Below are 20,950 nucleotides of genomic sequence, written 5' to 3' on the forward strand. Positions count from 1 at the left end.
GGACAGGCCTTTCGATGAACCTCACGCACCCGTTTCTAGACGAGGATGGCGACAAGCTGCGCGAAGAGTGCGGCGTATTCGGCGCGGTCAACGCGACCGATGCTTCCGCCGTCACCGCCCTGGGCCTCCACGCGCTGCAGCACCGCGGCCAGGAAGCTGCGGGTATCACCAGTTTCAACGGCACCGAGTTCTTCACGCTCCGCGGGCTGGGTCATGTGGCGGAGAATTTCTCCAGCCAGGAAGCGATCGCCGAACTACCCGGCATGATGGCCGCGGGCCATGTCCGCTATTCCACCACCGGCGGCTCGGGCCTGCGCAATATCCAGCCGCTCTATGCCGACCTTGCCAGTGGCGGCTTCGCGGTCGCGCATAACGGCAATATCTCGAACGCGGGTATGCTGCGCGAAGATCTGGTGCGGCGCGGGTCGATCTTCCAGTCGACCAGCGACACCGAGGTCATCATCCACCTCGTCGCGACCAGCCGCTATCCCACCATCATGGATCGGCTGATCGATGCGCTGCGGCTGCTCGAAGGCGCCTATGCGCTGATCGTCATGACCCCCGAAGGCATGATCGCCTGCCGCGATCCGCTGGGCATCCGCCCGCTACAAATGGGCCGGATCGGCGATGCGACATTGTTCGCTTCGGAAACCGTCGCCTTCGACGTGGTCGGCGCGCAATTCGTCCGCCAGGTCGAACCGGGCGAGGTGATCAAGGTCGATTTCGACGGCAATATCGATTCGCTGCATCCCTTCGGCAATCATTCCGCCCGCCCGTGCATTTTCGAGCATGTCTATTTCAGCCGGCCGGATTCGGTGTTCGACGGGCGCAGCATCTACGAGGCGCGCAAGGCGATCGGCGCCGAACTGGCGCGCGAAACGCCGGTCGAAGCTGACCTCGTCATTCCGGTGCCCGACAGCGGCGTCCCTGCGGCGATCGGCTACGCGCAGGAAGCGGGCATCCCGTTCGAACTGGGGATCATCCGTTCGCATTATGTCGGGCGGACCTTCATCCAGCCCAGCGACGGCGCGCGCCATGCCGGCGTCAAGCGCAAGCACAACGCCAACCGCGCGCTCGTCGAGGGCAAGCGCATCGTCCTGATCGACGACAGCATCGTGCGCGGCACCACCAGCATGCAGATCGTCGAGATGATGCGCGATGCGGGTGCCACCGAAGTGCACTTCCGCGTCGCCAGCCCGCCCACCGCGCACAGCTGCTTCTACGGCGTCGATACGCCCGAACGCAGCAAGCTGCTCGCCGCGCGGATGGATGTCGAACCGATGCGCGAATTCATCAAGGCCGACAGCCTCGCCTTCGTCTCGATCGACGGCCTCTATCGCGCGGTCGGCGAGAAACCGCGCAATTCGGCCTGCCCGCAGTTCTGCGATGCCTGCTTTACCGGGGATTACCCGACCGCGCTGACCGATCTGGCGCGGCGCGAGGATAAGCAGCAGCAGCTCTCCTTCACTTCCGAACAGGTCGCCTGATGGACCAACCGTTGGCCAATCGGCTCGCGCTTGTCACCGGGGCGAGCAAGGGGATCGGCGCCGCCACCGCGCGCGCGCTGGCCGCTGCTGGCGCGCATGTCGTGCTGACCGGCCGCGATGTTCCTGCGCTCGAAGCGGTCGAGGATACGATCCACGCAGTCGGCGGCGCGTCGACCATCGCCCCGGTCGATCTTGCCGAAAGTGACGGGCTCGCTCGCCTCGCCTCGGCCATTGCCGGTCGCTGGGACAAGCTCGATTATCTCGTGATTTCCGCAGCCTATCTGCCGGCCCTCACACCGGTTACGCAGATGGACGGCAAGCAGCTCAGCCAGGCGCTGACCGTCAATTTCCTCGCCACCCAGGCACTGCTGGCCAATTTCGACCCGCTGCTCAAACGCGCCGAGGCCGGCCGGGTGATCGGTCTGACCAGCAGCGTCGGGGCCAGCCCGCGCGCCTATTGGTCCGCCTATGGCGCAACCAAGGCGGCGTTCGACAATATGCTCGAAAGCTATGCGCAGGAGGTCGAGAAGATCTCCAAGGTCCGCGTCGCGCTGGTCGATCCGGGCGCAACCCGCACTGCCATGCGGGCCAAGGCCTATCCGGGCGAAGACCCGCAGTCGGTCAAGGAGCCCGCCGCGGTGGCCGACCGTCTTGTCGAATTGCTTGTTAACGATTTCACCGGCTTCCACCGCGAGCGCGTCGACCGGTGAATTAACCAGCTTTGGCGACTAATACTAAACCCTGATCCGCGATACTCGTTAAATCCCGCTGCGCATACGCCGGGTCACACTTCATCTGGATTGATCGAGGAGGGGCGCCCATCATGATCCGACATTCGCAAGATCCATACACGCTGGTCGCGCAGGAGGACCGCTGCGCACCGCGCGCCAAGCTGGCCATTCCCGGCCAGTTGCGCGCCAGTGGCGGCCGCGCCTTCCAGACCGTGATCCACGACCTGTCGATGTCGGGATTTTCCGCCGCCGCGCTCAACCGCATGCACGAAGGCCAGCTATGCTGGCTCACCCTGCCCGGGCTCGAATCGCTGCAGGCACAGGTCGTGTGGTGGGAAAACTCGATGGTCGGCTGCGCATTCAGCGAATTGCTGGGCTCGATCGTCCATGACAACATTCTCGCCCGCTACACCAGCGAAGGCGCCGCCTACCGCCCTTATTGATCGACGGTAGTGGCGGGTAGATGGCGGTGTACCGCTGACCGGCCACCGCCACCTTGCTTGCCGCTAGTCCTCCAGCGTTTCGACCAGCCTGCCCACCAGCGTACGGAACCCGTCGCGGTGTGCGCTGCTGGTCGCGGTCGACCAATTGCTCACCACCGCCACGACCAGTTCCTCTTCCGGGATGATCGTGATCGCCTGACCGAAAATTCCCTGCGCGCCATACATGTCGCCGGGATAGGTCCACCATTGGTAGCCATAGCCGAAGCCGGGTGCCTCGGGCGCGAAGTCCACCAGCGGTGAACCGGCTGTGGCGAACCAGCCTTCGGGCACCACGCCCTCCCCGCCCTCAAGCGCGAACTGGCCCATGCGCGCATAGTCCGACAGCCGCAGCGAAAGGCAGCAGCCCCCGATATTGCCGCCGGTCAGGTCCTGCATCCAGAACAGGCCGCCCTCGAACCCGGCGGGCTCGACGATCTTCTCGGCCGCATAGGCAGCGAGCGACTGGCCGGTCGCCTGTTCGACGATCAGGCCGAGCAGATTGGTCTCAAGCGTCTTGTAGACCCACTTCTCGCCCGCGGGCGCTTCGCGCGTCAGCGTGCGGGCATAGGTCACTGCCTGCGATTCGCCCGCGACCGGGGCGACGCCAAGCATCCGCGCGACGTCGCTGTCAGGGTCGGTGTAATCCTCGTTCCACGCCACGCCCGAAGTCATCGTGGCGATCTGGCCGACGCTTACCCCCTCATAGGCAGTGCCCGCCAGCGCGGGGATGATGTTGGTGACCGGTGTATCGACGCTGGCGATTGCGCCATCCGCAATCGCGGCGCCAAGCAGGGTCGAAGTGAAACTCTTGGCAACCGAGAAGCTGGTCCAGCGTCCGGTCGGGCCGAAATCCAGACCGTAATCCTCGAATACGATCGCGCCGTCCTTGAGCACCATCAAACCAGCCGCCTGCGTTTGGGCCATATAGGCGCGGATATCGGCCTGCAGCGCGGCGGGGAGGCGATCCTCCTGTCGCGGCAGCGTGCGGACCGTATTGGCCGGCGCCACTTCGAGCCCGGGGAAGGCCGATTCCATATCGCGGAAGGCGGCCGACCGGCGTGCGTCGTCCCAGAACAGGATCGAATCGCCCGGATCCAGGCTCGCCATTTGCGCGGGCATCGACTGGGTTACAGCGGGCAGCGCCGGGGGTGCGGTTGCAACGGTGTCGTAAGCCGTCGCGCAACCGGCCAGCGCCAGTGCCGCCGTCGAAATCAATAATCCACGCATCAAATCTCTCCCTCTTTCACCAGCGTAACCTGGTGGACGTCGATCCCGCCACCGCGGAATCCGCCTTCGCAATACATCAGGTAATAGCGCCACAAATCGCAGAACTGTTCGTCGAAATCTTTGGGCAGCGCCCCGGCGGCGACCGCCGCATCGAAACTGTGCCGCCAATCCTCAAGCGTCGCGGCATAGTCGCCCCCGAAATCGTGCTGGTCCCGCCAGGCAAGGCCGCGCTCCTCCGCCAGCTGGCGAAATTCGCTCGTGCGGATCAGCAGCCCGCCGGGGAAGATATAAGCCTGGATGAAATCGGCGCTCTTCGCATAGGCGTCGAACAGATCGTCGCGCATCGCGATATACTGGATTGCGGCGCGCCCGCCCGGCTTCAGATTGCGCGCAATGCAGTCCATGAAAGTCGGCCAGTATTCGCGCCCCAAGGCTTCGACCATCTCGACGCTGACGATGGCATCGAACTGGCCCCCGCAATCGCGATAATCCTGCTTGCGGAAATCGACCCCGACGGCGTGTCGCGCGCGTGCCCAGGCGAGTTGTTCGTCGGACAGGCTGATTGCCGTGACATTGGACCCCCGCGCGGCAAGGAAGCCCGCCAGCCCGCCCCAGCCGCAACCGATTTCGAGCACCTCGGGCGCCGCACCGATACGCGCTGCCAATGCGTCCCATTTGCGCCGCTGCGCCGCTTCGAGGCCGTCCTCGCCACACTCCAGCGCCGAGGAATAGCTCATCGTCGGATCGAGCCATGCCTCGTAGAAATCATTGCCGAGGTCGTAATGCGCACTGATGTTCTTCTGCGCGCCTTCATGGGTGTTGCGATTGACCAGGTGCGCCAGCTTGAGCGCGTGGCGGAACGGGCCCTTGGCACGCGCGGTATCGCCCAGCCGGGCGGCGTGCTGCATGAACAGCGCGAACAGTGGCACCGGATCGGGGCTCCACCATTCGCCCGCCTCCCAAGCCTGGTACCAGCCGACCGAGCCATTGCTCGCCAGCCGGATCAGCGCGGTCCAGCTGCGCAGCTCGACTTCGCATTCGAACCCCGGCGCGTGTCCGCCCAGCGTGCGGCGGCTGCCGTCGGGCAGGACACCGTGAATGGTCCCCGATGTCAGCGCGGCATCGATGCGGCCGAGGATCCTCTCGAAACCGGGTGCCACCAACCGCGCGAACCAGCCGGGTTGGCGCGCAAAGCGTTGCGATCCGGCGATAAGGTCGTGCGCACGGGGGGTGGTCGGCATATCCATCGCGCGCTGCTATTGCGCGGCGCGGCGGCGGACGCAAGCTAGCCTTTTGCCGACCGGTACGCCTCCAGCGCGCGCTCGCGCGCTTCCCGGTGACCGATCATCTTGACCGGATAGCCGCCGCGCCGGTCATCGGGTGGGTCGTGGATGCAATCGTCATCCATATCGGCCAGTTCGGGCACATATTCGCGGATGTAATCGGCGGCGGAGAACTTTGCGCTCTGCGTCAGCGGCGCCATGATCCGGCTGAACATATTGCTGTCGACGCCGGTGCCCGAAATCCACTGCCAGTTGACGCCGTTATTGCCGTAATCGGCATCGACCAGGCAGTCCCAATACCATTGCTCGCCATAGCGCCAGTCGATCAGCAAATGCTTCACGAGGAAGCTGGCGCAGATCATCCGCACGCGGTTGTGCATCCACCCGGTCCGCCACAGCTGGCGCATGCCCGCATCGACCACCGGATAGCCCGTCATGCCGCGCTGCCAGCATTCGAGGTCTTGCTCGATCAGATGCCCCGCCTTGGGGTTCCGCCACAGCGTGCGTTCGTCGTAGTCGCGATAGCTGTCGCGCGGATAGTCGGGAAACTGGTCGATGATGTTCTGCGCATAATCGCGCCAGATCACTTCCTTGGCGAAGGTCTGCCATCCGGTGGAGCGCTTGTCCTTCAATGCATGCCACACCTGCGCAGGGCTGATCTCGCCCCATTGCAAATGCGGCGACAGGCGCGAGGTGATATCGTCCGAGGGCAGATTGCGCCCTTCGTCATAGTCGGCGATCTGGTCCGCCCACCAGTCGAGCCGGTCGTGCGCGGCACCTTCGCCGAACTCCCAGAAATCGCGGATGCCGCCGGCCCAATCGGGCCTGGTGGGAAGCAGATTCCAATTGGCCAGATCGTCGCTGCCGGGCCAGCTGTCGGGCGAATGGATCGTCTCGGGTTCGGGCAGCGGATCACGCGGCGGCATGACCTCGAGCATCGATTTCGAAAACGGCGTGTAGATCTTGTAGGGATCGCCCGAATTGGTCGTCACGCTGCCCGGCGGGAGCAGGTAATTGCCATCGTAGAGGCACAGCTTACAGCCTTCACCCAGCGCGTCGCGCAATTCGTCCTCGGCTTCTTTCCACCACGGCTCGTAATGCCGCATCGCGTGGATGCAGGTAGCCCCGACCTCGTCGGCTAGCGCGGCAAGCACCTGCGGGGCGTCGCCCTCGCGCAGCACGACGCGCGATCGACGCGCGCCAAGCGATTTGCCAAGGCTCTCGAGCGAGTGGTGCAGCCAGACCTTAGATGCGCCGCCATAGGCGTGGTCGCCAGCGCGCGCATCGTCGAGGATATAGACAGGAATAACGGGCCCGGCTTGCGCCGCCGCGTGCAAAGCGGGCTGGTCGGCGAGCCGCAAGTCGCGGCGCAGCCAGACGATTTGTGGTTTCGCGATAAATCTTCTCCCGATTGCCTGATACCAACCCCGTCATGCTGAACTTGTTTCAGCATCCATCCTTCGGCCAACTCAGGTCGAGCGGGAGGAATGATGGACCCTGAAACAAGTTCAGGGTGACGATAAAGGAACCGGTTCGCAACGCACGTCGGGTAGCGCTACCGAAAAGCGGTCACGCGCGCGCGGATCGTAAAAGCGCGCATCGCGCAGGAGGACCTGGCCGCTGTCGTCACATTCGACGAACGGAGCTCTCGACCAGAACAGAAACGCCGCCATGGCACTATTCTTCGTGGCGATCTCTTCCGCAGTCATCGCAGGCGTTCCTCCATGCTCGATAAACACAATTTTGTCGCTCGAACTAAGGCCACTGGCGACTCCCTCCGGAAACCTCCAGTTTCCCCAAACCGGTCTTGCGTTTTCGGGGTCTGCATCCGCCGCATGCCAAATCAGTTCTCTCTCCCAGAAAGCTAAAGGAACAGGTGACGCTATGAGATCCGCAACATCGAGATGCTCATCGCCATCCCGCTCCGCTGCTGCTGTGATCGCTCCATTCATCCCAACATACGCCAGCGCCACCGCAATCGCCACGCGCGCAGGCCTTCGCCACTCCCTGCCCCGCTTCTCGCGGCGGAGCGAGAACCAGGTCGCGAAACCAAGCAGCGCCCATAGCCAGATGTCGATGATGAACAGCGTGTCGCCGTAGAACCACCTTGAGGAGAATGGTTCGAGCAGGCGAATGCCGTAGACGTTGAGCCAGTCGAGCGCGGGGTGGGTCAGGCAGGCGATGAAGCTCAGCAGATAGAGCCATTTGAAACTGACCGGGAGCCTGTCCGCCGGGCGCTTGCCGCGCCCGGCCTGCCAGCGGTCGAAACCGTAGAGCAGCCCCGCCAGCACCAGCGGCAGCAGCACCCAGGCGATCGGTCCATGCTTGATGCCGCGGCGGAAGCCGAGATGTTCGACCCCGTCGAGCCAGAAGAAGCAGGCCGCATCGACATCGGGCAGGTTCGCGCCGATGATCAGCGCGGGCATGGCCAGCCCGGTCTTCCGTTTGAGCCCCGCCTGCCCGATCAACGCCCCGACGAGGCTGTGCGTGAGATTGTCCATCGCGCGCGAGTGTTAGCCCGCCGCGCCCAAAAGGAAAGGGCGGCAGGTTGCCCCGCCGCCCTCGGTTCATCGGTTCAGCCTCGATCAGGAATCGAAGGTTTCGCCGCGGCGCGCTGCGGTGAATTCACGGCGGTCGAGATAGGTGTCGCCGTCGTTATCGTAATAGAAGAAGCTGTCGGCGGCCTTGTTGATCGTGTCCGCCTTGAGCTCTGGCTCGCCCTGATCGTTCATCGCCTCATGCTGCGGATTGAGCGGGATCGCCCAGATCGCATATTCGGCAACCGAGAGCTGGTCGTCGTCGTTCCGGTCGAGATAGCCCCAGGTCATGTTCTGGCGCAGGCGCATGTTGGTTTCGCCATCGCGTTCCTGCGACGCGGCCTCCATTTCCTCGCGTTCGTCATCGCTCATGTCCTGCGAAGTGTCGGTAGCATCGGCCTGCTCGACCTGCTCGTTTACCACCTCGTCGCGATAGGTGCGATATTCGCTGCGGAACGCGTCGGAATCGAACGCATCGCGGCGCGTCTGCGCATCGTCGCCCAGCATGTAATCGCGCGTCATGGGATCGTATTCGTCCACCATGGCGGTTTCAGTATCGGCCATTTCGCTGCCGACTACCGGGTCCTCGGCCACGTCGTCGCCGCAGGCGACAAGCGCCAGCGCAAGCGTGGACAGTGCGGTCGTCTTGATCGAAATATTCATGTCTTCTCCATTGGTTGAACGGACCCTGCAGCGGCAGGGATATGTCCAACCAACGGAGCCGAACCGCGATCGGTCCGAAAAACTGCCAAATGCTGTCAGCGCGTCAGACAGGATCCTGCGCGGTGCCGTCGACGGTCCAGGTCTGGCCCTTGCCGAGCAACTTGGCGAGGTTGGCTTCCTTGCCCTGGCTCGCGGCGGCCTTTTCGGCCATCGCGGCGGCTTCGAAGGTCGGGCGCGGATCGTCATAGAGCACGCCCAGCGCCATCGGGAACGGGCCGAAGGGCATTTCGACCAGCATATGCGCGATCGAGCGGTTGGTGACATCGTGGACGATCACCCCCGCGGCTTCCCAATCGCCATCGACGACATCGACCACCTTGAGTTCGAGCTTGTCGCGGTCGAGCGCGATGCCCTTCGCATCCTTCGCGAACAGCATCGGCTTGCCGTTTTCGAGCCACAGCTGCTGGTCTTCGGCGCCCTTGGGCGCGGCGAAATCGTGGAACACGTCCTTGTTGTAGACGATGCAGTTCTGGAAGATCTCGATAAAGGCGGCGCCCTGGTGGGCATGCGCGGCCTTGAGCACATCGGGCAGGTGCTTCGACACGTCGAAACCGCGGCCGACGAAGCGCGCGCCCGCGCCCAGCGCGAACGCGGCAGGACGTGCGGGATGGTCGTAGCTGCCGATCGGGGTCGAGGGCGACTTCGTGCCTTCGCGGCTGGTCGGCGAGGCCTGGCCCTTCGTGAGACCGTAAATCTCGTTGTTGAACAGCATGATCTGCATGTTCACATTCCGGCGAAGAACATGCATCAAGTGGTTGCCGCCAATCGACAATCCGTCACCATCGCCGGTCACCAGCCAGATATCGAGATCGGGATTGGCCAGCTTCGCACCCGTGGCGAACGCGGGCGCACGACCATGGATCGTGTGGAAGCCGTAGCTCTCGACGTAATAGGGGAAGCGGCTCGAACAGCCGATGCCCGAAATGAACACGGTGTTCGCCGGGTCCGCGCCCAGCTGCGGCAGCGTGCGCTGCACCGCCTTGAGAATCGCATAGTCGCCGCAACCCGGGCACCAGCGAACCTCCTGGTCGGTTTCCCAGTCCTTGAGCGTGGTTTCGATCTTAACGGGTGCGTTCACGAGCCGAGCTCCTGCGATTGCGGTGACGACTGGTTCTTCAACGACCCGTCGTCATGTCCGGATTTCAGATGCGGTAGCTGGTCGTCATTGACCGGCACTTCGCCGCCCTCATTGCCTTCGACGCCGTCGAAATACTTGCCGATCGCCTCTTCCAGTTCGGCGATCTGGAACGGCTGGCCGCTGGTCTTGGTCAGCGGCGTCGCATCGACGAGGAACTGGTCGCGCAGCACGGTCTTGAACTGGCCGGTGTTCATTTCGGGCACCAGCACATGCTCGAACCCGCGCAGCAGGTCCCCGAGGTTCTTCGGCAGCGGCCAGATATGGCGCACATGGATGTGGCTCACGTCCAGCCCCTGGCGGCGCGCATTGTCGACCGCGCGGTGGATCGGGCCGAAGGTGCTGCCCCAGCCGACGACTGCGAGCTTGCCCGAACTGTTCCCGAGGCACACTTCCTGGTCGGGGATGGCGATTCCGTCGATCTTGCCCTTGCGCAGGTCGGTCATGCGCTGGTGGTTGTCGGGCGAATAGTCGATATTCCCGCTCAGCTCGTGCTTTTCGATCCCGCCGATGCGGTGCATCAGGCCGGGCGTGCCGGGCTTGACCCAGGGCCGTGCACCCTTGTCGTCGCGCTTGTAGGGCAGGAAGGTGTCGGCCCCCGCGTCATCGACCGCGTTCTTTTCGGTCAGAAACTGCGCCGGGAACGGTTCGAACGTGGCCGGATCGGGCACTTTCCAAGGCTCGGCGGCATTGGCGATATACCCGTCGGTGAGCAGCATGACCGGCGTCATGTATTGCACCGCGATGCGGCAGGCCTCGATCGCCACCTCGAAGGCATCGCCCGGGCTGCTGGCGGCAATCACCGGCATCGGCGCATCGCCGTTGCGGCCATAGACCGCCTGGTACAGATCGCTCTGTTCGGTCTTGGTCGGCAGGCCGGTCGACGGGCCGCCGCGCTGCGAATTGACGATCACCAGCGGCAGTTCGGTCATGATCGCGAGACCCATTGCCTCGCCCTTGAGCGCAATGCCCGGACCCGACGAGCTGGTGATCCCGAGGCTGCCCGCGTAGCTGGCGCCGATCGCGGCGCAGATTGCGGCAATTTCGTCTTCCGCCTGAAAGGTGGTGACGTCGAATTCCTTGAGCCGCGCGAGATGGTGCAGGATCGCACTGGCGGGCGTGATCGGATAACCGCCGAAAAACATCGGCAGGCTGGCCAGCTGCGCGCCTGCCACGAGGCCAAGACTGACCGCTTCGGCGCCGGTGACGGTGCGGTAAAGCCCCGGCGCGCTGGGCACCGGATCGATATGAACCTGCTTGAGCGGCCCCGCGAGCTCGGCGGTTTCGCCATAGGCATGGCCCGCATCGAGCGCGGCAATATTGGCATCGGCGATTTCGGGCTTGGATTTGAACTTGGCCTTGAGCCAGTCGTGGATCGGTTCGCGCGGACGGTCGAACATCCACAGCGCCAGACCCAGCGTCCACATGTTCTTGGACCGCAGCGCGTCCTTGTTGCCCAGGCCGTAGGGCTTGACCGCCTCGATCGTCTTTTCGCTGATGTCGAAGGCGAGCAAATCGTATTTCGCGAGGCTGTCATCCTCGAGCGGATTGGCCTCGTAATGCGCCTTGTCGAGGTTGCGCTTGGTGAACGCGCCGGTGTCGGCAATCACCAGCCCGCCGGGCTTGAGCGCCGCGATATTGGTCTTGAGCGCCGCCGGGTTCATCGCCACCAGCACATCGGGCGCATCGCCCGCAGTATTGATTTCGCGGCTGCCGAAATTGATCTGGAACGCCGAAACGCCGAACAGCGTGCCCTGCGGCGCGCGGATTTCGGCGGGGAAATCGGGGAACGTGGCCAGGTCATTGCCGGCCAGCGCGGTCGACAGGGTGAACTGCCCGCCCGTCAGCTGCATGCCATCGCCGGAGTCGCCGGCAAAGCGCACGACAACGCTTTCGGGGGTTGCGGGGAGGCCGTCCTGCGGGGCGGTGGCGGCTGTTGCCATCCGGATATTCCTTGTCTGCGCCATCGCTTGCGGCGCCGTTTCCAATGGGAAGCGCCACCTAGGGCGCGCCTCATCCTCTCGCAATGAAGTTTCTCTGCTAGGCCAAAAAAGCGGCATGGAAAAGCGCTGCGAACACGCTAAGTCCCAAAAAGAAACGCAAATGAGAGAGAACGCAATGGCCGATACCGAACATTATGTCCGCGACGATGTACGCGGGTTCCTCGACATGCTCGAAGCGATGGGCGGTAAGGGAGTAGAGGAGGTCGGCGCCGAAGAGGCCCGCCAGCAGATGCGCGCGATGGGCACCGTGGCCGAGTCCGAGCCGCGGACGATGGCGGTACAGCGCGATCTGACGTGCCCCGGCCCTGCGGGTCCGATCCCGCTGCGATTCTACGACGTCAAGGCCGAGCGCGAGCCGGGCCCCTGCGTAATATTCATCCACGGCGGCGGTTTCGTGATCGGCGATCTCGAAGTCTACAACGCGCTGTGCACCGAAATTTCGCACCATCTCGACTTGCCGGTAATCTCGGTCGACTACCGTCTCGCGCCCGAACACCCCTTCCCCGCCGCACCCGACGATTGCGAGGCCGTCGCGCGCTGGCTCGCCGCATCCCCCGCCGAGCTTGAGCGGACGATCACCGGGCTGGTCATCACCGGCGACAGCGCGGGCGGCAATCTGACCATTGTCACCACCAACCAGCTGATGAACGAACCCGCCGACGTACCGGTGATCGTGCAGGCACCGATCTATCCGGTGGCCAGCGACACCTCGCAGCACAGCAGCTTCGCGATGTTCACCGAAGGCTTCCTGCTGACCGGCGCGGCGATGGCCTGGTTCAACGATCAATATGGCGGCGATGCGGGCGATCCGCGCCACACGCCGATGGTCGGCGATTGCACGAACACCCCGCCGACCGTCGTGTGCACCGCGGGTCTCGATCCCTTGCGCGATTCCGGCCGGGAATACGCCGCACATCTGGTGCAACTCGGCACGGAAGTGGTCTATCTCGAGTTTCCCGGGATCATTCACGGGTTTACCACGCTGAGAAAAGCGATACCGAGCGGCCAGAGGGACCTCGAAGCGTTCCTCGACGCGACGAAACTGATGGTGGAGCGATACAGGTGAGCGAAATGCTGGGATACCGCCCGTGTGTGGGTGTGATGCTGGTTAACGGTGACGGCAAGGTGTTCGTCGGGCGCCGGATCGACAACAAGGAAGGCGATTGGTGGCAGATGCCGCAGGGCGGCGTCGACGAAGGCGAAGACCTGCGTGATGCCGCGCTACGCGAGCTGGGCGAGGAAACCGGGGTTCGTCCCGAGCACGTGACCATTCTCAAGGCGATGGACGAGCCGATCCGTTACGACCTTCCCGAAGAGCTGATCGGCAAGCTATGGGGCGGCAAGTACCGCGGGCAGGAACAGGTGTGGTATCTGGCGCGGTTTGCCGGCGCGGATGCCGACATCGACCTCGAAGCGCATGATCCGCCCGAATTCTGCGACTGGAAATGGGTCGAGGCGGAGCAGCTGCCCGACCTGATCGTGCCCTTCAAGAAACGCGTCTACCGCGCCGTAGTGGACGCGTTTCGCGAGCTGGTCTGAGATGGAGTTAGCCCCTCTTCTTCAGGGGAATCCTGACTATCTCAGTTCGATTGCGGCGCCGCAGCATCGGGCAGCACCGCTTCGGCGGTCTGTACGCGCGCCGGGGGTCCGGCGGCGATCCGGGCGTTGAGCTGCTGCGTTTCGGCGCAGGTCTGGCCGCACAGGGACTCCAGCCTGGCCAGGCTGCCGCGCGCCTTTTCGATCGCGCCCTTCTCGACCAGCGCTTCGCCCTCGCCCGCGATCGCGGCCAGATTGCGCGGCTCGCGCGTCAGCGCTTCGCGGTAATAGCGGATCGCCTTGCCCTGCAGGCGGTCGGCGCGGGCGGCTTCGGCGAGCCGCAGGAAGATCGGCGTGTGCCCCGGATCGACTGCCAGCGCGGCCTCGTAAGCGTCGATCGCGCCCTGCGTATCGCCCTGCGCCAGCGCCGCTTCACCCTCGGCAATCAGCACCGCCGCACGCGGCGTCGGTGCGTCATCCCCGGCCCAGCCAACGCTCGATGTCACGGCAAGCGCCAGCGAAAGGGCAGCGGCGGCGGGGGCAAAACGCATAATCGTCTCCAGCGGGGTCGTCCGTCGAATATGTGGCGGGTCAGCCATAATGCTTATGGCTAACACGGGAAGTGTTCAGGCCCAAGCGTGATAATCCCCACCTTCACTCCGCGGTCTGAACCCGCGCTGCACAGGCGATGAAGAAACCGTCGGTGGAATCGGGTCCCGGCGACAGGCGGATGCCCTGCCCGCGCGGACGCCCCAGTGGCAGCGCCAGCGCGCGTGGCTGCAGCGCGGGATGCCGCGCGAGCAGAGCGTCGAACTGCCCCGCGCCTTCCTCGTCGAGCAGCGAACAGGTGACATAGATGATCCGCCCGCCGGGCTTGACCAGTTGCGCCGCCACATCGAGCAGATAGGCCTGCAGCGTGGTTAACCGGGACAGTTCCTGCTCGTCGAGCCGCCAGCGCGCTTCGGGATTGCGGCGCCAGGTGCCGGTGCCCGAACAGGGCGCATCGACCAGCACCGCATCGGCCTCACCAGCGAATTCGGCCAGCGCCTCCATCTCGCGCTGCGGGTTGAGCAGGATAGTGGCGATATTCGCCGCGCCCGCACGTTCGGCGCGCGGCGCCAGCCGCGAGAGGCGGTTGCGATCGGTGTCGGAGGCGACCAGCCGCCCCTGGTTGTCCATCGCCGCGGCCAGCGCGAGCGTCTTGCCGCCCCCGCCCGCACACAAATCGACCACGGTTTCCCCCGGTTGCGCGCCAACCGCGAGGCAGGCGAGCTGCGAGCCGGTATCCTGCACTTCGATCTCGCCGGCACGGAAAGCCGGCCATTGTTCGACCGGTGTGCCCGTGGCGAGCCGCAGCCCGTGCGGGGCAGCGGTGGGTTCGGACGGCTCGGGCAGCGTCACCGTGGCGCGCTCGGCCTTGAGCGTGTTGACGCGCAGGTCGAGCGGGGCGCGGTCGAGCAAGGCCTCTGCCTCAGCGCCTTCGACACCCGATGCGGCCAGTCGCGCAATCAGCCAAGCTGGCGCGACGCCGCCCTCGGCCACCGGCTCACCCTCGGCAATCGGTTGGGCACCATAGTTCGAGCCATCGAACAGTGGGGCAATTGCGGGATCGGTCTCGCCCAGCCGCAGCATCGCGGCGCGCCCGCTTGCCGGCACCGGACCGCAGGCGCGGATGGCGGAATAGACCAGTTCGCGGATCGCGCGCCGGTCCTTCGACCCGGCAAAGCGGTTGTTGCGGAACCACTCGGCGAGGATGCGGTCGGCAGGCGCGGCTTTCGCGCGCGCAGCCTCGACGATCCGGTCGAGCAGTTCGATCGCAGTCTGGACCCGGGCGGCAGGCGTCATGGCCTAGCGCGTCGGATAGTTCGGCGCTTCGCGCGTGATCGACACGTCGTGGACATGGCTTTCGGCGAGGCCGGCATTGGTGATGCGCACGAATTGCGCGCGCTTGCGCAGGTCGTCGATCGTGGCGCTGCCGGTGTAACCCATCGCCGCCTTGATCCCGCCAACCAGCTGGTGAACCACCGCGCTGGCCGGGCCCTTGTAGGGCACCTGTCCCTCGATCCCCTCGGGGACCAGTTTCTGCTGGCTGATATCGGCCTGGAAGTAGCGGTCGGCGCTGCCGCGCGCCATCGCGCTGACGCTGCCCATGCCGCGATAGGCCTTGTAGCTGCGGCCCTGATAGATGAAGGTTTCGCCCGGCGCTTCCTCGGTGCCTGCCAGCATCGAGCCGATCATCACCGTGCTCGCGCCCGCAGCCAGCGCCTTGGCGGCATCGCCGCTGGTGCGCAGGCCGCCATCGGCGATGACGGGAATGCCATACTCCTCGGCCGCCTCGGCGCTGTCCATCACCGCCGTCAGCTGCGGTACGCCCACACCCGCAACCACGCGCGTGGTGCAGATCGAGCCCGGGCCGATCCCGACCTTGACCGCATCGGCGCCAGCGCCCGCGAGCGCCTTGGTCGCTTCGGCAGTGGCGACATTGCCCGCGATTACCTGGACGTTGTTCGACAGCTTCTTCACCCGTTCGACCGCCCGCGCGACATCCATATTGTGGCCATGCGCGGTATCGATCACCACCACATCGACCTCGGCATCGATCAGCGCCTGCGTCCGCTCGAAGCCCTTGTCGCCGACCGTGGTCGCGGCAGCGACGCGCAGGCGTCCGGTGGGGTCCTTGGTGGCATCGGGATAGGCGACCGCCTTCTCGATATCCTTGACCGTGATCAGCCCGACGCAACGACCGGCGTCATCGACCACCAGCAGCTTTTCGATCCGCCGCTGGTGGAGCAGCCGGCGCGCTTCTTCCTGCCCGGTGCCGAGCGGCACGGTGGCGAGGTTCTCGGTCGTCATCAGTTCGCCAATGGGCTGGCGCGGGTTCTCGGCAAAGCGGACATCGCGATTGGTCAGGATACCGACCAGCTTGCCGTCGCGATCGGTCACCGGAATGCCGCTGATGCGGTTGACGGACATGATGTCCTGCGCCTCGCCCAGCGTGGCGTCGGGGTGGATGGTGATCGGATTGACCACCATGCCGCTTTCATAGCGCTTGACCGCACGCACCGCGGCGACCTGTTCGTCGACGTCGAGATTGCGGTGCAGCACGCCGATCCCGCCAAGCTGCGCCATGGCGATCGCCATGTCCGCTTCGGTGACGGTGTCCATCGCGCTGGAAACCACCGGGATGCTGAGCCCGATGTCGCGTGTCAGCCGACTGGCGGTCCGGGCCATCGACGGCAGGATGTCGCTCTCGGCCGGACGCAGGAGAACGTCGTCGAAAGTAAGACCAAGGGGAATGTCGAAATGTGCCACGTGGAGAATCGCCTGCCGGGGGAGAAAGTGGCGGCCCATGTAACGACGGATGGGGAAACTAGCTAGTGCCCATAACCGCACTTTGCCGCCTGACCCGTTCGCGGGGGCCGAATATCCCTTACGGACAGCCCACGGTCCTATGTCCGATGCCCCGACCGCCGCCGATTGCGATGGAGGTATATCCGCCCCAACCCTACGAACGCGCCGAGCGGAAACAAGGCGCGCATCACGTCCGGTTCCCAGCTGCCCGCCGCTGCCCTGAACGACACGGTCGGGACCGCCACGCCGAGGAACCAGTAAAGCTGCTCCGGCGCTTGCGGGACCCACGCCGCCCCGCCGACGCCGACAAAGGCAAGGACCGCCCACAGGGGTTTCAGCGTCAGACCGGGTTCGCGCAATACCGCAATGGCTAACCCCACGCTGACGACGAGGCTCGCGGCCGCAGCGACGAGAAACGGGACCAGCACGCCCGACACGCGCGCCTACTCCGCGGTCCAGCCGCCATCGACGCTCCAGTTGGCACCGTTCACATTCTGCGCCTCGTCGCGGCAGAGAAACACGGCCAGCGCGCCGATTTCATCGGGCTGGACGAATTTCTTGGTCGCCTGCTTCACCAGCAGCACATCGTTGATGACCTGCTCGCGGGTCATCCCGCGCGCCGCCATCGTGTCGGGGATCTGGTTTTCGACCAGCGGGGTCCAGACATAGCCCGGGCTGATGCAATTGGCAGTCACTCCGAACTCGGCGAGTTCGAGCGCCACGGTCTTGGTAAAGCCGTCGAGCCCGTGCTTGGCCGAATTATAAGCCGACTTGAACGGGCTCGCGACCTTCGAATGCGCGCTGGCGGTGTTGATGATGCGGCCCCAGCCCTTGCGCTTCATATCGGGCGCGGCAAGCCGCGTGGTGTGGAAGGCAGCGGTCAGGTTGAGCGCGATGATCGTGTCCCATTTCTCCACCGGGAAATCCTCGACCGGCGCGACATGCTGCATCCCGGCATTGTTGACGAGCACGTCGATCTCGCCCGCCTCGGCCATCATCGCCTCGATCTGCGCGACATCGGTCAGATCCGCGCCGCTGTGCGTCGCGCCCAGTTCCTCGCATAAGCCGGCGATTTCACCCGCATCGCCAAAGCCGTTGAGGACCACCTGCGCCCCCGCGCCCGCCAGCGCGCGCGCAATGGCAAGGCCGATGCCGCTGGTCGATCCGGTCACCAGCGCGCGCTTGCCCTTGAGGAATTCGGTGTGAAACATTTGGCTCTCCGGACGTTGTGGGAATGGTCGATTTCGGCCATTGCGCACATACCAAGCGCTGTAAAGCGGTCAGGCACAAGGGGGAGCGCATGCGGCTCAATCCGTTCAATACCGGCAATATCAACGTACGATCGAGCGGTGGCGGCGGCGGCGTTCCCGGCGGCAAGGCGGGCGGGATCGGCTGCGGCACGATCGTGATCGCCGCAGTGGGCTATTTCGTCTTCGGACTCGACCCGATGCAGACCGCAGGCATGGTCGAAGGCGTCCAGCAGGGGCAGCAGCAGGCGGGCCCCGCTAACACCAACGAACAGGAAATCTGCACCAGCAGCGAATATGCGCGCGAAGCGTGCAACGGGTTGCAATCGCTCAACCAGACCTGGGCGGGCACCTTCGAGGCGCAGGGGTATGGTGACCAGTTCCGCCAGCCCACGCTCGACCTGTTTCGCAATGGCCAGGTAGCCACGCAGGGCTGCGGCAGCGCGACCAGCGCCGCCGGGCCGTTCTACTGCCCCGCCGACCAGACGATCTATATCGACACCAGCTTCTACGACACGCTCGAACGCCAGCTTGGCGCGGGCGGCGATTTCGCGCGCTATTATGTGCTCGCGCATGAATATGGCCATCACATCCAGACGATCACCGGGATCTCCTCGCAGATCCGCAGCGCGCAGCAGCAGAACCCGAGCCGTGCGAACCAGCTGCAGGTGCTGATGGAATTGCAGGCCGATTGCTATGCCGGGGTCTGGGCGGGCAAGAACCGCAATCTGATCGAGCCGGGCGATATCGAGGAAGGCATGCAGGCCGCCGCCGCGATCGGCGACGACCGGCTGACCGGCGGGCGCGTGTCCTCGGAGAACTTCACCCACGGCACGTCGCAGCAGCGCAGCGATGCCTTGCGGCTGGGGCTGCAGGGCGATGATCGCGCCTGCGACCGGATCACCAATATCGGCTGAGGCCGTTTGGCGATAGCGGATGACGCAAAGCAAAAGGGCGCGGCTTTATCGGCCACGCCCTTTTTCATGTGGTGGTTCGCAGGGCAATTAGCCGCGCAGCGAGCGCTTCAATTCGCGGATTTCCGCGTCGAGATCCTCCAGCATATCGCGGCGGACCTCGTCCGGCAGGCTTGTGTTGCCGGCGATCTTGTCGCGTGTCTTAGCCAGCGACTTCAGCGCGATCCGGTCACCGGCGGTATGGCAAACGTAGAGGAACACCTCGCCGTTGCTCTTCACCTTCTTGGCGGGGACATCGGGATACCGGCAGCTTTCGATCACCTTGGGGCCGTGATCGATCGAGACCGCAACCGACCGAGGAATTTCCTCGTCCAGCTTCTTGCCCCACTCGCCTCCCACCTCGACATGCGCCTCCATCCGGCGCGATGTGGCCTCGGCGTGCGCAACGCGGTTCTCGACCGACGCGATCGTTTGCACCGCCCATTCCTGGCGACCGCGCGCATGCTCGATGCGCCCCTCTACCCATTGCTGGCGATCCGCAGTGTAACTGGCGACCTGCTTGGCGCGTAGCTTGTCGGCGTGTTTACGCTTTTCGGCTGCCTTTTCGCGCTTCTCCGCAGCTTTCTCGTACTTCTCCGCGGCCTCCTCGCGTTTCTCGGCAGCCAGCTCGCGCTTCTCTGCTGCCAGTTCACGCTGGCGTTCGGCGCGTTCGAAGCCTTGCTCGATGGCGACGAATTCGATCACGCTTTCGGGAGCCTCGGGCGCTACCGGAGCGAACGGCGGCGGCGGCGCGACCGGCGTTTGCAGGGCAAAGGACTCTTCGGGCGACGCAGAAATCACCTCCGCATACCCGATGCTGGCCGTCATCGGCAGCGTGAACACGGCAGCGACCACCGCGCCGCGCACGGCAAAGCGGCGGCGACGCGAATCGTCGGTCATCGGCAGGCTGCGCAAACGGTGGATGATCGATTTGTCGCCGAGCACGGGGCAGGCCATCGGCGCCGCCAGCGCGGGCCGCGGCGCAATCTGCGGACGGCGGGCGAAATCGGCGATAATCGCGGCATAGGCGGCGCGCTCTTCGCGGCTGCGGCTGGCCACCACGCGCGCATCGCAGGCGGCTTCCTGGTCGCGGCGCATGGCCGACCAACCCATCCAGCCCAGCGGGTTGAACCAGTGGATCGCGAACAGCGGCTGGACCAGCACATTGACGAGGATATCGTGGCCGCGGTGATGCGCGAGCTCATGCGCAATCGCGAGGTCACGCACCTGGCGTTCGCGGCTGGCCATGAAGCCATCGGGCAAGGCGACGACCTTGTCGAACACGCCGAAGGCCATCGGGCCCGAGATCGCGGTGGTTTCGATCAGGCGGATATGGCCGACCTCGCCGACGGGGCGCGCATCCTCGAGCAATTCGTGGCGCAGCTCGCCATAGAGCCAGAACCGGCGACCCATGAAGATCGCTGCACCGACCAGCCACAGGATCACCAGCGGGGTAAGGAGGTCGATCGGCGTGTCGAGCGGCGCAGTCCCGGCGGGGGAGACGAACTCGCTATAGGAGAACCCATTTTCGGCAGCAGGCGCAAACGCCAGATCGGCGGCCATCACCTCGCTCGCGGCGTCGCTACCCGAAAGGTCGGGACGCATCCATGCGGGCAGTGTCACCGGCGGGAAGAGCAGCCGGATAAGCGGCAGGAACCACAGCGCATAAGCCGCGCCCGCGCCGAGATATTTCGCCACCGGGCGGCGCAGCAGCAGCGCAACGCCGATCAGCGCGCCGGTCCACACCAGCGTATCGAGCAGAAACAGGCTCCAATATTCGCGGATTAGCTCGGTCATTTGCGCATCTCCCTCAAGAGCGCTTCGATTTCGACGAGATCGTCGTCGGTGAGCGCCTCGCTCTCGGCCAGTTGGGCGAAGAGCGGGGCGGCGCGGCCGCCGAACAGGCGGTTGACCAGGCGGCGGCTTTCACCGCCGACATACTCGGACCGCTCGATCAGTGGGCGATAAAGGAATTTGCGACCCTGGGGCTCGGTGCTGACCACCTGCTTCTGGACGAGACGGCTGAGCAGCGTCTTGACGGTCGGGATCGACCAGTCGCGCCGGGCGCAGATTGCCTCGCACACCTCGGCAGCGGAGATCGGGTTGCGGTCCCACAGCACTTCCATGACGGCGTGCTCGGCTTCGCTGATCCGTTCGCCCGGGGCGTCCTTGCGCTTGCTCATTCCCACCTCCTGATCGTCATCTGACCTGCACGCGTAATTCTTCGATTACGTCTGTAGCCACAGCGACTACGA

The 20,950-nt window shown here is 65.0% G+C and carries 20 protein-coding genes; 6 read left to right on the forward strand and 14 right to left on the reverse strand.

Features of this window, described 5'->3' with window-relative positions; genetic code table 11:
* Positions 1-14 precede the first annotated feature (14 nt).
* The 3 genes from purF (at position 15) to N6L26_RS05225 (ending at position 2,661) form a co-directional block, all read left to right on the forward strand.
* On the forward strand, positions 15-1,487 hold the full coding sequence (purF, locus tag N6L26_RS05215; RefSeq protein WP_263606988.1) for an amidophosphoribosyltransferase: 1,473 nt from the start codon (positions 15-17) through the stop codon (positions 1,485-1,487).
* Positions 1,487-2,197, forward strand: coding sequence for an SDR family NAD(P)-dependent oxidoreductase (locus N6L26_RS05220; RefSeq protein ID WP_263606989.1), 711 nt, complete (start codon positions 1,487-1,489; stop codon positions 2,195-2,197). The genes purF and N6L26_RS05220 overlap by 1 nt, the downstream gene beginning before the upstream one ends.
* A gap of 113 nt (positions 2,198-2,310) precedes the next feature.
* Positions 2,311-2,661 carry a PilZ domain-containing protein gene (locus N6L26_RS05225; protein ID WP_263606990.1) on the forward strand — a complete coding sequence of 117 codons (351 nt, stop codon included), beginning with the start codon at positions 2,311-2,313 and terminating at the stop codon, positions 2,659-2,661.
* 63 nt (positions 2,662-2,724) lie between these two features.
* Here N6L26_RS05225 and N6L26_RS05230 read toward each other — a convergent pair whose 3' ends face one another.
* The 7 genes from N6L26_RS05230 to N6L26_RS05260 all read right to left on the reverse strand — a co-directional run bounded on the left by N6L26_RS05230 (position 2,725) and on the right by N6L26_RS05260 (position 11,548).
* Complete coding sequence (locus N6L26_RS05230; protein ID WP_263606991.1) at positions 2,725-3,927, reverse strand: serine hydrolase domain-containing protein; 1,203 nt, start codon at positions 3,925-3,927, stop codon at positions 2,725-2,727.
* Positions 3,927-5,174: an SAM-dependent methyltransferase gene (locus N6L26_RS05235; protein ID WP_263606992.1), complete on the reverse strand. Its 1,248-nt coding sequence runs from the start codon at positions 5,172-5,174 to the stop codon at positions 3,927-3,929. The genes N6L26_RS05230 and N6L26_RS05235 overlap by 1 nt, the downstream gene beginning before the upstream one ends.
* 38 nt (positions 5,175-5,212) lie before the next feature.
* Positions 5,213-6,607, reverse strand: coding sequence for a cryptochrome/photolyase family protein (locus tag N6L26_RS05240; protein WP_263607256.1), 1,395 nt, complete (start codon positions 6,605-6,607; stop codon positions 5,213-5,215).
* A gap of 111 nt (positions 6,608-6,718) precedes the next feature.
* The gene (locus N6L26_RS05245; protein WP_263606993.1) at positions 6,719-7,711 is read right to left on the reverse strand and encodes a metal-dependent hydrolase; all 993 of its coding nucleotides are present in this window, start codon (positions 7,709-7,711) and stop codon (positions 6,719-6,721) included.
* Between the two features lie 84 nt (positions 7,712-7,795).
* Positions 7,796-8,410, reverse strand: a complete 615-nt coding sequence (locus N6L26_RS05250; RefSeq protein ID WP_263606994.1) for a hypothetical protein — start codon at positions 8,408-8,410, stop codon at positions 7,796-7,798.
* A gap of 103 nt (positions 8,411-8,513) precedes the next feature.
* Positions 8,514-9,548, reverse strand: a complete 1,035-nt coding sequence (locus N6L26_RS05255; RefSeq protein WP_263606995.1) for a 2-oxoacid:ferredoxin oxidoreductase subunit beta — start codon at positions 9,546-9,548, stop codon at positions 8,514-8,516.
* Positions 9,545-11,548, reverse strand: coding sequence for a 2-oxoacid:acceptor oxidoreductase subunit alpha (locus N6L26_RS05260; RefSeq protein ID WP_263606996.1), 2,004 nt, complete (start codon positions 11,546-11,548; stop codon positions 9,545-9,547). Before N6L26_RS05260 ends, N6L26_RS05255 begins: the two co-directional genes overlap by 4 nt.
* A 160-nt stretch (positions 11,549-11,708) precedes the next feature.
* Here N6L26_RS05260 and N6L26_RS05265 point away from each other — a divergent pair, with 160 nt between their 5' ends.
* Both N6L26_RS05265 and N6L26_RS05270 read left to right on the forward strand, forming a co-directional pair.
* Complete coding sequence (locus N6L26_RS05265; RefSeq protein ID WP_263606997.1) at positions 11,709-12,674, forward strand: alpha/beta hydrolase; 966 nt, start codon at positions 11,709-11,711, stop codon at positions 12,672-12,674.
* Between the two features lie 5 nt (positions 12,675-12,679).
* Positions 12,680-13,147: an RNA pyrophosphohydrolase gene (locus N6L26_RS05270; RefSeq protein WP_263607257.1), complete on the forward strand. Its 468-nt coding sequence runs from the start codon at positions 12,680-12,682 to the stop codon at positions 13,145-13,147.
* A gap of 41 nt (positions 13,148-13,188) precedes the next feature.
* Here N6L26_RS05270 and N6L26_RS05275 read toward each other — a convergent pair whose 3' ends face one another.
* From N6L26_RS05275 to N6L26_RS05295, 5 genes are all read right to left on the reverse strand, one after another.
* The gene (locus N6L26_RS05275) at positions 13,189-13,695 is read right to left on the reverse strand and encodes a tetratricopeptide repeat protein (protein ID WP_263606998.1); all 507 of its coding nucleotides are present in this window, start codon (positions 13,693-13,695) and stop codon (positions 13,189-13,191) included.
* A gap of 103 nt (positions 13,696-13,798) precedes the next feature.
* On the reverse strand, positions 13,799-14,989 hold the full coding sequence (locus N6L26_RS05280) for an RsmB/NOP family class I SAM-dependent RNA methyltransferase (RefSeq protein ID WP_263606999.1): 1,191 nt from the start codon (positions 14,987-14,989) through the stop codon (positions 13,799-13,801).
* Between the two features lie 3 nt (positions 14,990-14,992).
* Entirely contained in the window at positions 14,993-16,495 is a 1,503-nt protein-coding gene (guaB, locus tag N6L26_RS05285; protein ID WP_263607000.1) for an IMP dehydrogenase, read from the reverse strand.
* 98 nt (positions 16,496-16,593) lie between these two features.
* The gene (locus N6L26_RS05290; RefSeq protein ID WP_263607001.1) at positions 16,594-16,932 is read right to left on the reverse strand and encodes a hypothetical protein; all 339 of its coding nucleotides are present in this window, start codon (positions 16,930-16,932) and stop codon (positions 16,594-16,596) included.
* 6 nt (positions 16,933-16,938) lie between these two features.
* On the reverse strand, positions 16,939-17,706 hold the full coding sequence (locus N6L26_RS05295) for a 3-hydroxybutyrate dehydrogenase (RefSeq protein WP_263607002.1): 768 nt from the start codon (positions 17,704-17,706) through the stop codon (positions 16,939-16,941).
* An 89-nt stretch (positions 17,707-17,795) separates the two neighbouring features.
* On the opposite strand from N6L26_RS05295, the gene N6L26_RS05300 reads away from it, so the two are divergent.
* Positions 17,796-18,659 carry a neutral zinc metallopeptidase gene (locus N6L26_RS05300; protein WP_263607003.1) on the forward strand — a complete coding sequence of 288 codons (864 nt, stop codon included), beginning with the start codon at positions 17,796-17,798 and terminating at the stop codon, positions 18,657-18,659.
* Positions 18,660-18,746: 87 nt separating this feature from the next.
* Here the strand turns inward: N6L26_RS05300 and N6L26_RS05305 are convergent, their stop codons facing one another.
* On the reverse strand, positions 18,747-20,492 hold the full coding sequence (locus tag N6L26_RS05305; protein ID WP_263607004.1) for a M56 family metallopeptidase: 1,746 nt from the start codon (positions 20,490-20,492) through the stop codon (positions 18,747-18,749).
* A complete protein-coding gene (locus N6L26_RS05310) occupies positions 20,489-20,878 on the reverse strand; it encodes a BlaI/MecI/CopY family transcriptional regulator (protein ID WP_263607005.1) in 390 nt (129 codons plus the stop codon). Before N6L26_RS05310 ends, N6L26_RS05305 begins: the two co-directional genes overlap by 4 nt.
* Positions 20,879-20,950 lie beyond the last annotated feature (72 nt).

This window comes from Qipengyuania sp. SS22 (genome assembly GCF_025736935.1).
In the GTDB taxonomy this organism is placed as follows: Bacteria; Pseudomonadota; Alphaproteobacteria; order Sphingomonadales; family Sphingomonadaceae; genus Qipengyuania.

Bases quoted from the DNA above. Each gene is read 5' to 3' on its own strand.
- N6L26_RS05295 (WP_263607002.1), bottom strand. From the start codon at position 17,706: ATGTTTCACACCGAATTCCTCAAGGGCAAGCGCGCGCTGGTGACCGGA.
- N6L26_RS05305 (WP_263607004.1), bottom strand. From the start codon at position 20,492: ATGACCGAGCTAATCCGCGAATATTGGAGCCTGTTTCTGCTCGATACG.
- N6L26_RS05280 (WP_263606999.1), bottom strand. From the start codon at position 14,989: ATGACGCCTGCCGCCCGGGTCCAGACTGCGATCGAACTGCTCGACCGG.
- N6L26_RS05270 (WP_263607257.1), top strand. From the start codon at position 12,680: ATGCTGGGATACCGCCCGTGTGTGGGTGTGATGCTGGTTAACGGTGAC.
- N6L26_RS05245 (WP_263606993.1), bottom strand. From the start codon at position 7,711: ATGGACAATCTCACGCACAGCCTCGTCGGGGCGTTGATCGGGCAGGCG.
- N6L26_RS05230 (WP_263606991.1), bottom strand. From the start codon at position 3,927: ATGCGTGGATTATTGATTTCGACGGCGGCACTGGCGCTGGCCGGTTGC.
- N6L26_RS05275 (WP_263606998.1), bottom strand. From the start codon at position 13,695: ATGCGTTTTGCCCCCGCCGCCGCTGCCCTTTCGCTGGCGCTTGCCGTG.
- N6L26_RS05225 (WP_263606990.1), top strand. From the start codon at position 2,311: ATGATCCGACATTCGCAAGATCCATACACGCTGGTCGCGCAGGAGGAC.
- N6L26_RS05220 (WP_263606989.1), top strand. From the start codon at position 1,487: ATGGACCAACCGTTGGCCAATCGGCTCGCGCTTGTCACCGGGGCGAGC.
- N6L26_RS05300 (WP_263607003.1), top strand. From the start codon at position 17,796: ATGCGGCTCAATCCGTTCAATACCGGCAATATCAACGTACGATCGAGC.
- N6L26_RS05310 (WP_263607005.1), bottom strand. From the start codon at position 20,878: ATGAGCAAGCGCAAGGACGCCCCGGGCGAACGGATCAGCGAAGCCGAG.
- guaB (WP_263607000.1), bottom strand. From the start codon at position 16,495: ATGGGCCGCCACTTTCTCCCCCGGCAGGCGATTCTCCACGTGGCACAT.
- N6L26_RS05265 (WP_263606997.1), top strand. From the start codon at position 11,709: ATGAGAGAGAACGCAATGGCCGATACCGAACATTATGTCCGCGACGAT.
- purF (WP_263606988.1), top strand. From the start codon at position 15: ATGAACCTCACGCACCCGTTTCTAGACGAGGATGGCGACAAGCTGCGC.
- N6L26_RS05260 (WP_263606996.1), bottom strand. From the start codon at position 11,548: ATGGCAACAGCCGCCACCGCCCCGCAGGACGGCCTCCCCGCAACCCCC.
- N6L26_RS05235 (WP_263606992.1), bottom strand. From the start codon at position 5,174: ATGGATATGCCGACCACCCCCCGTGCGCACGACCTTATCGCCGGATCG.
- N6L26_RS05250 (WP_263606994.1), bottom strand. From the start codon at position 8,410: ATGAATATTTCGATCAAGACGACCGCACTGTCCACGCTTGCGCTGGCG.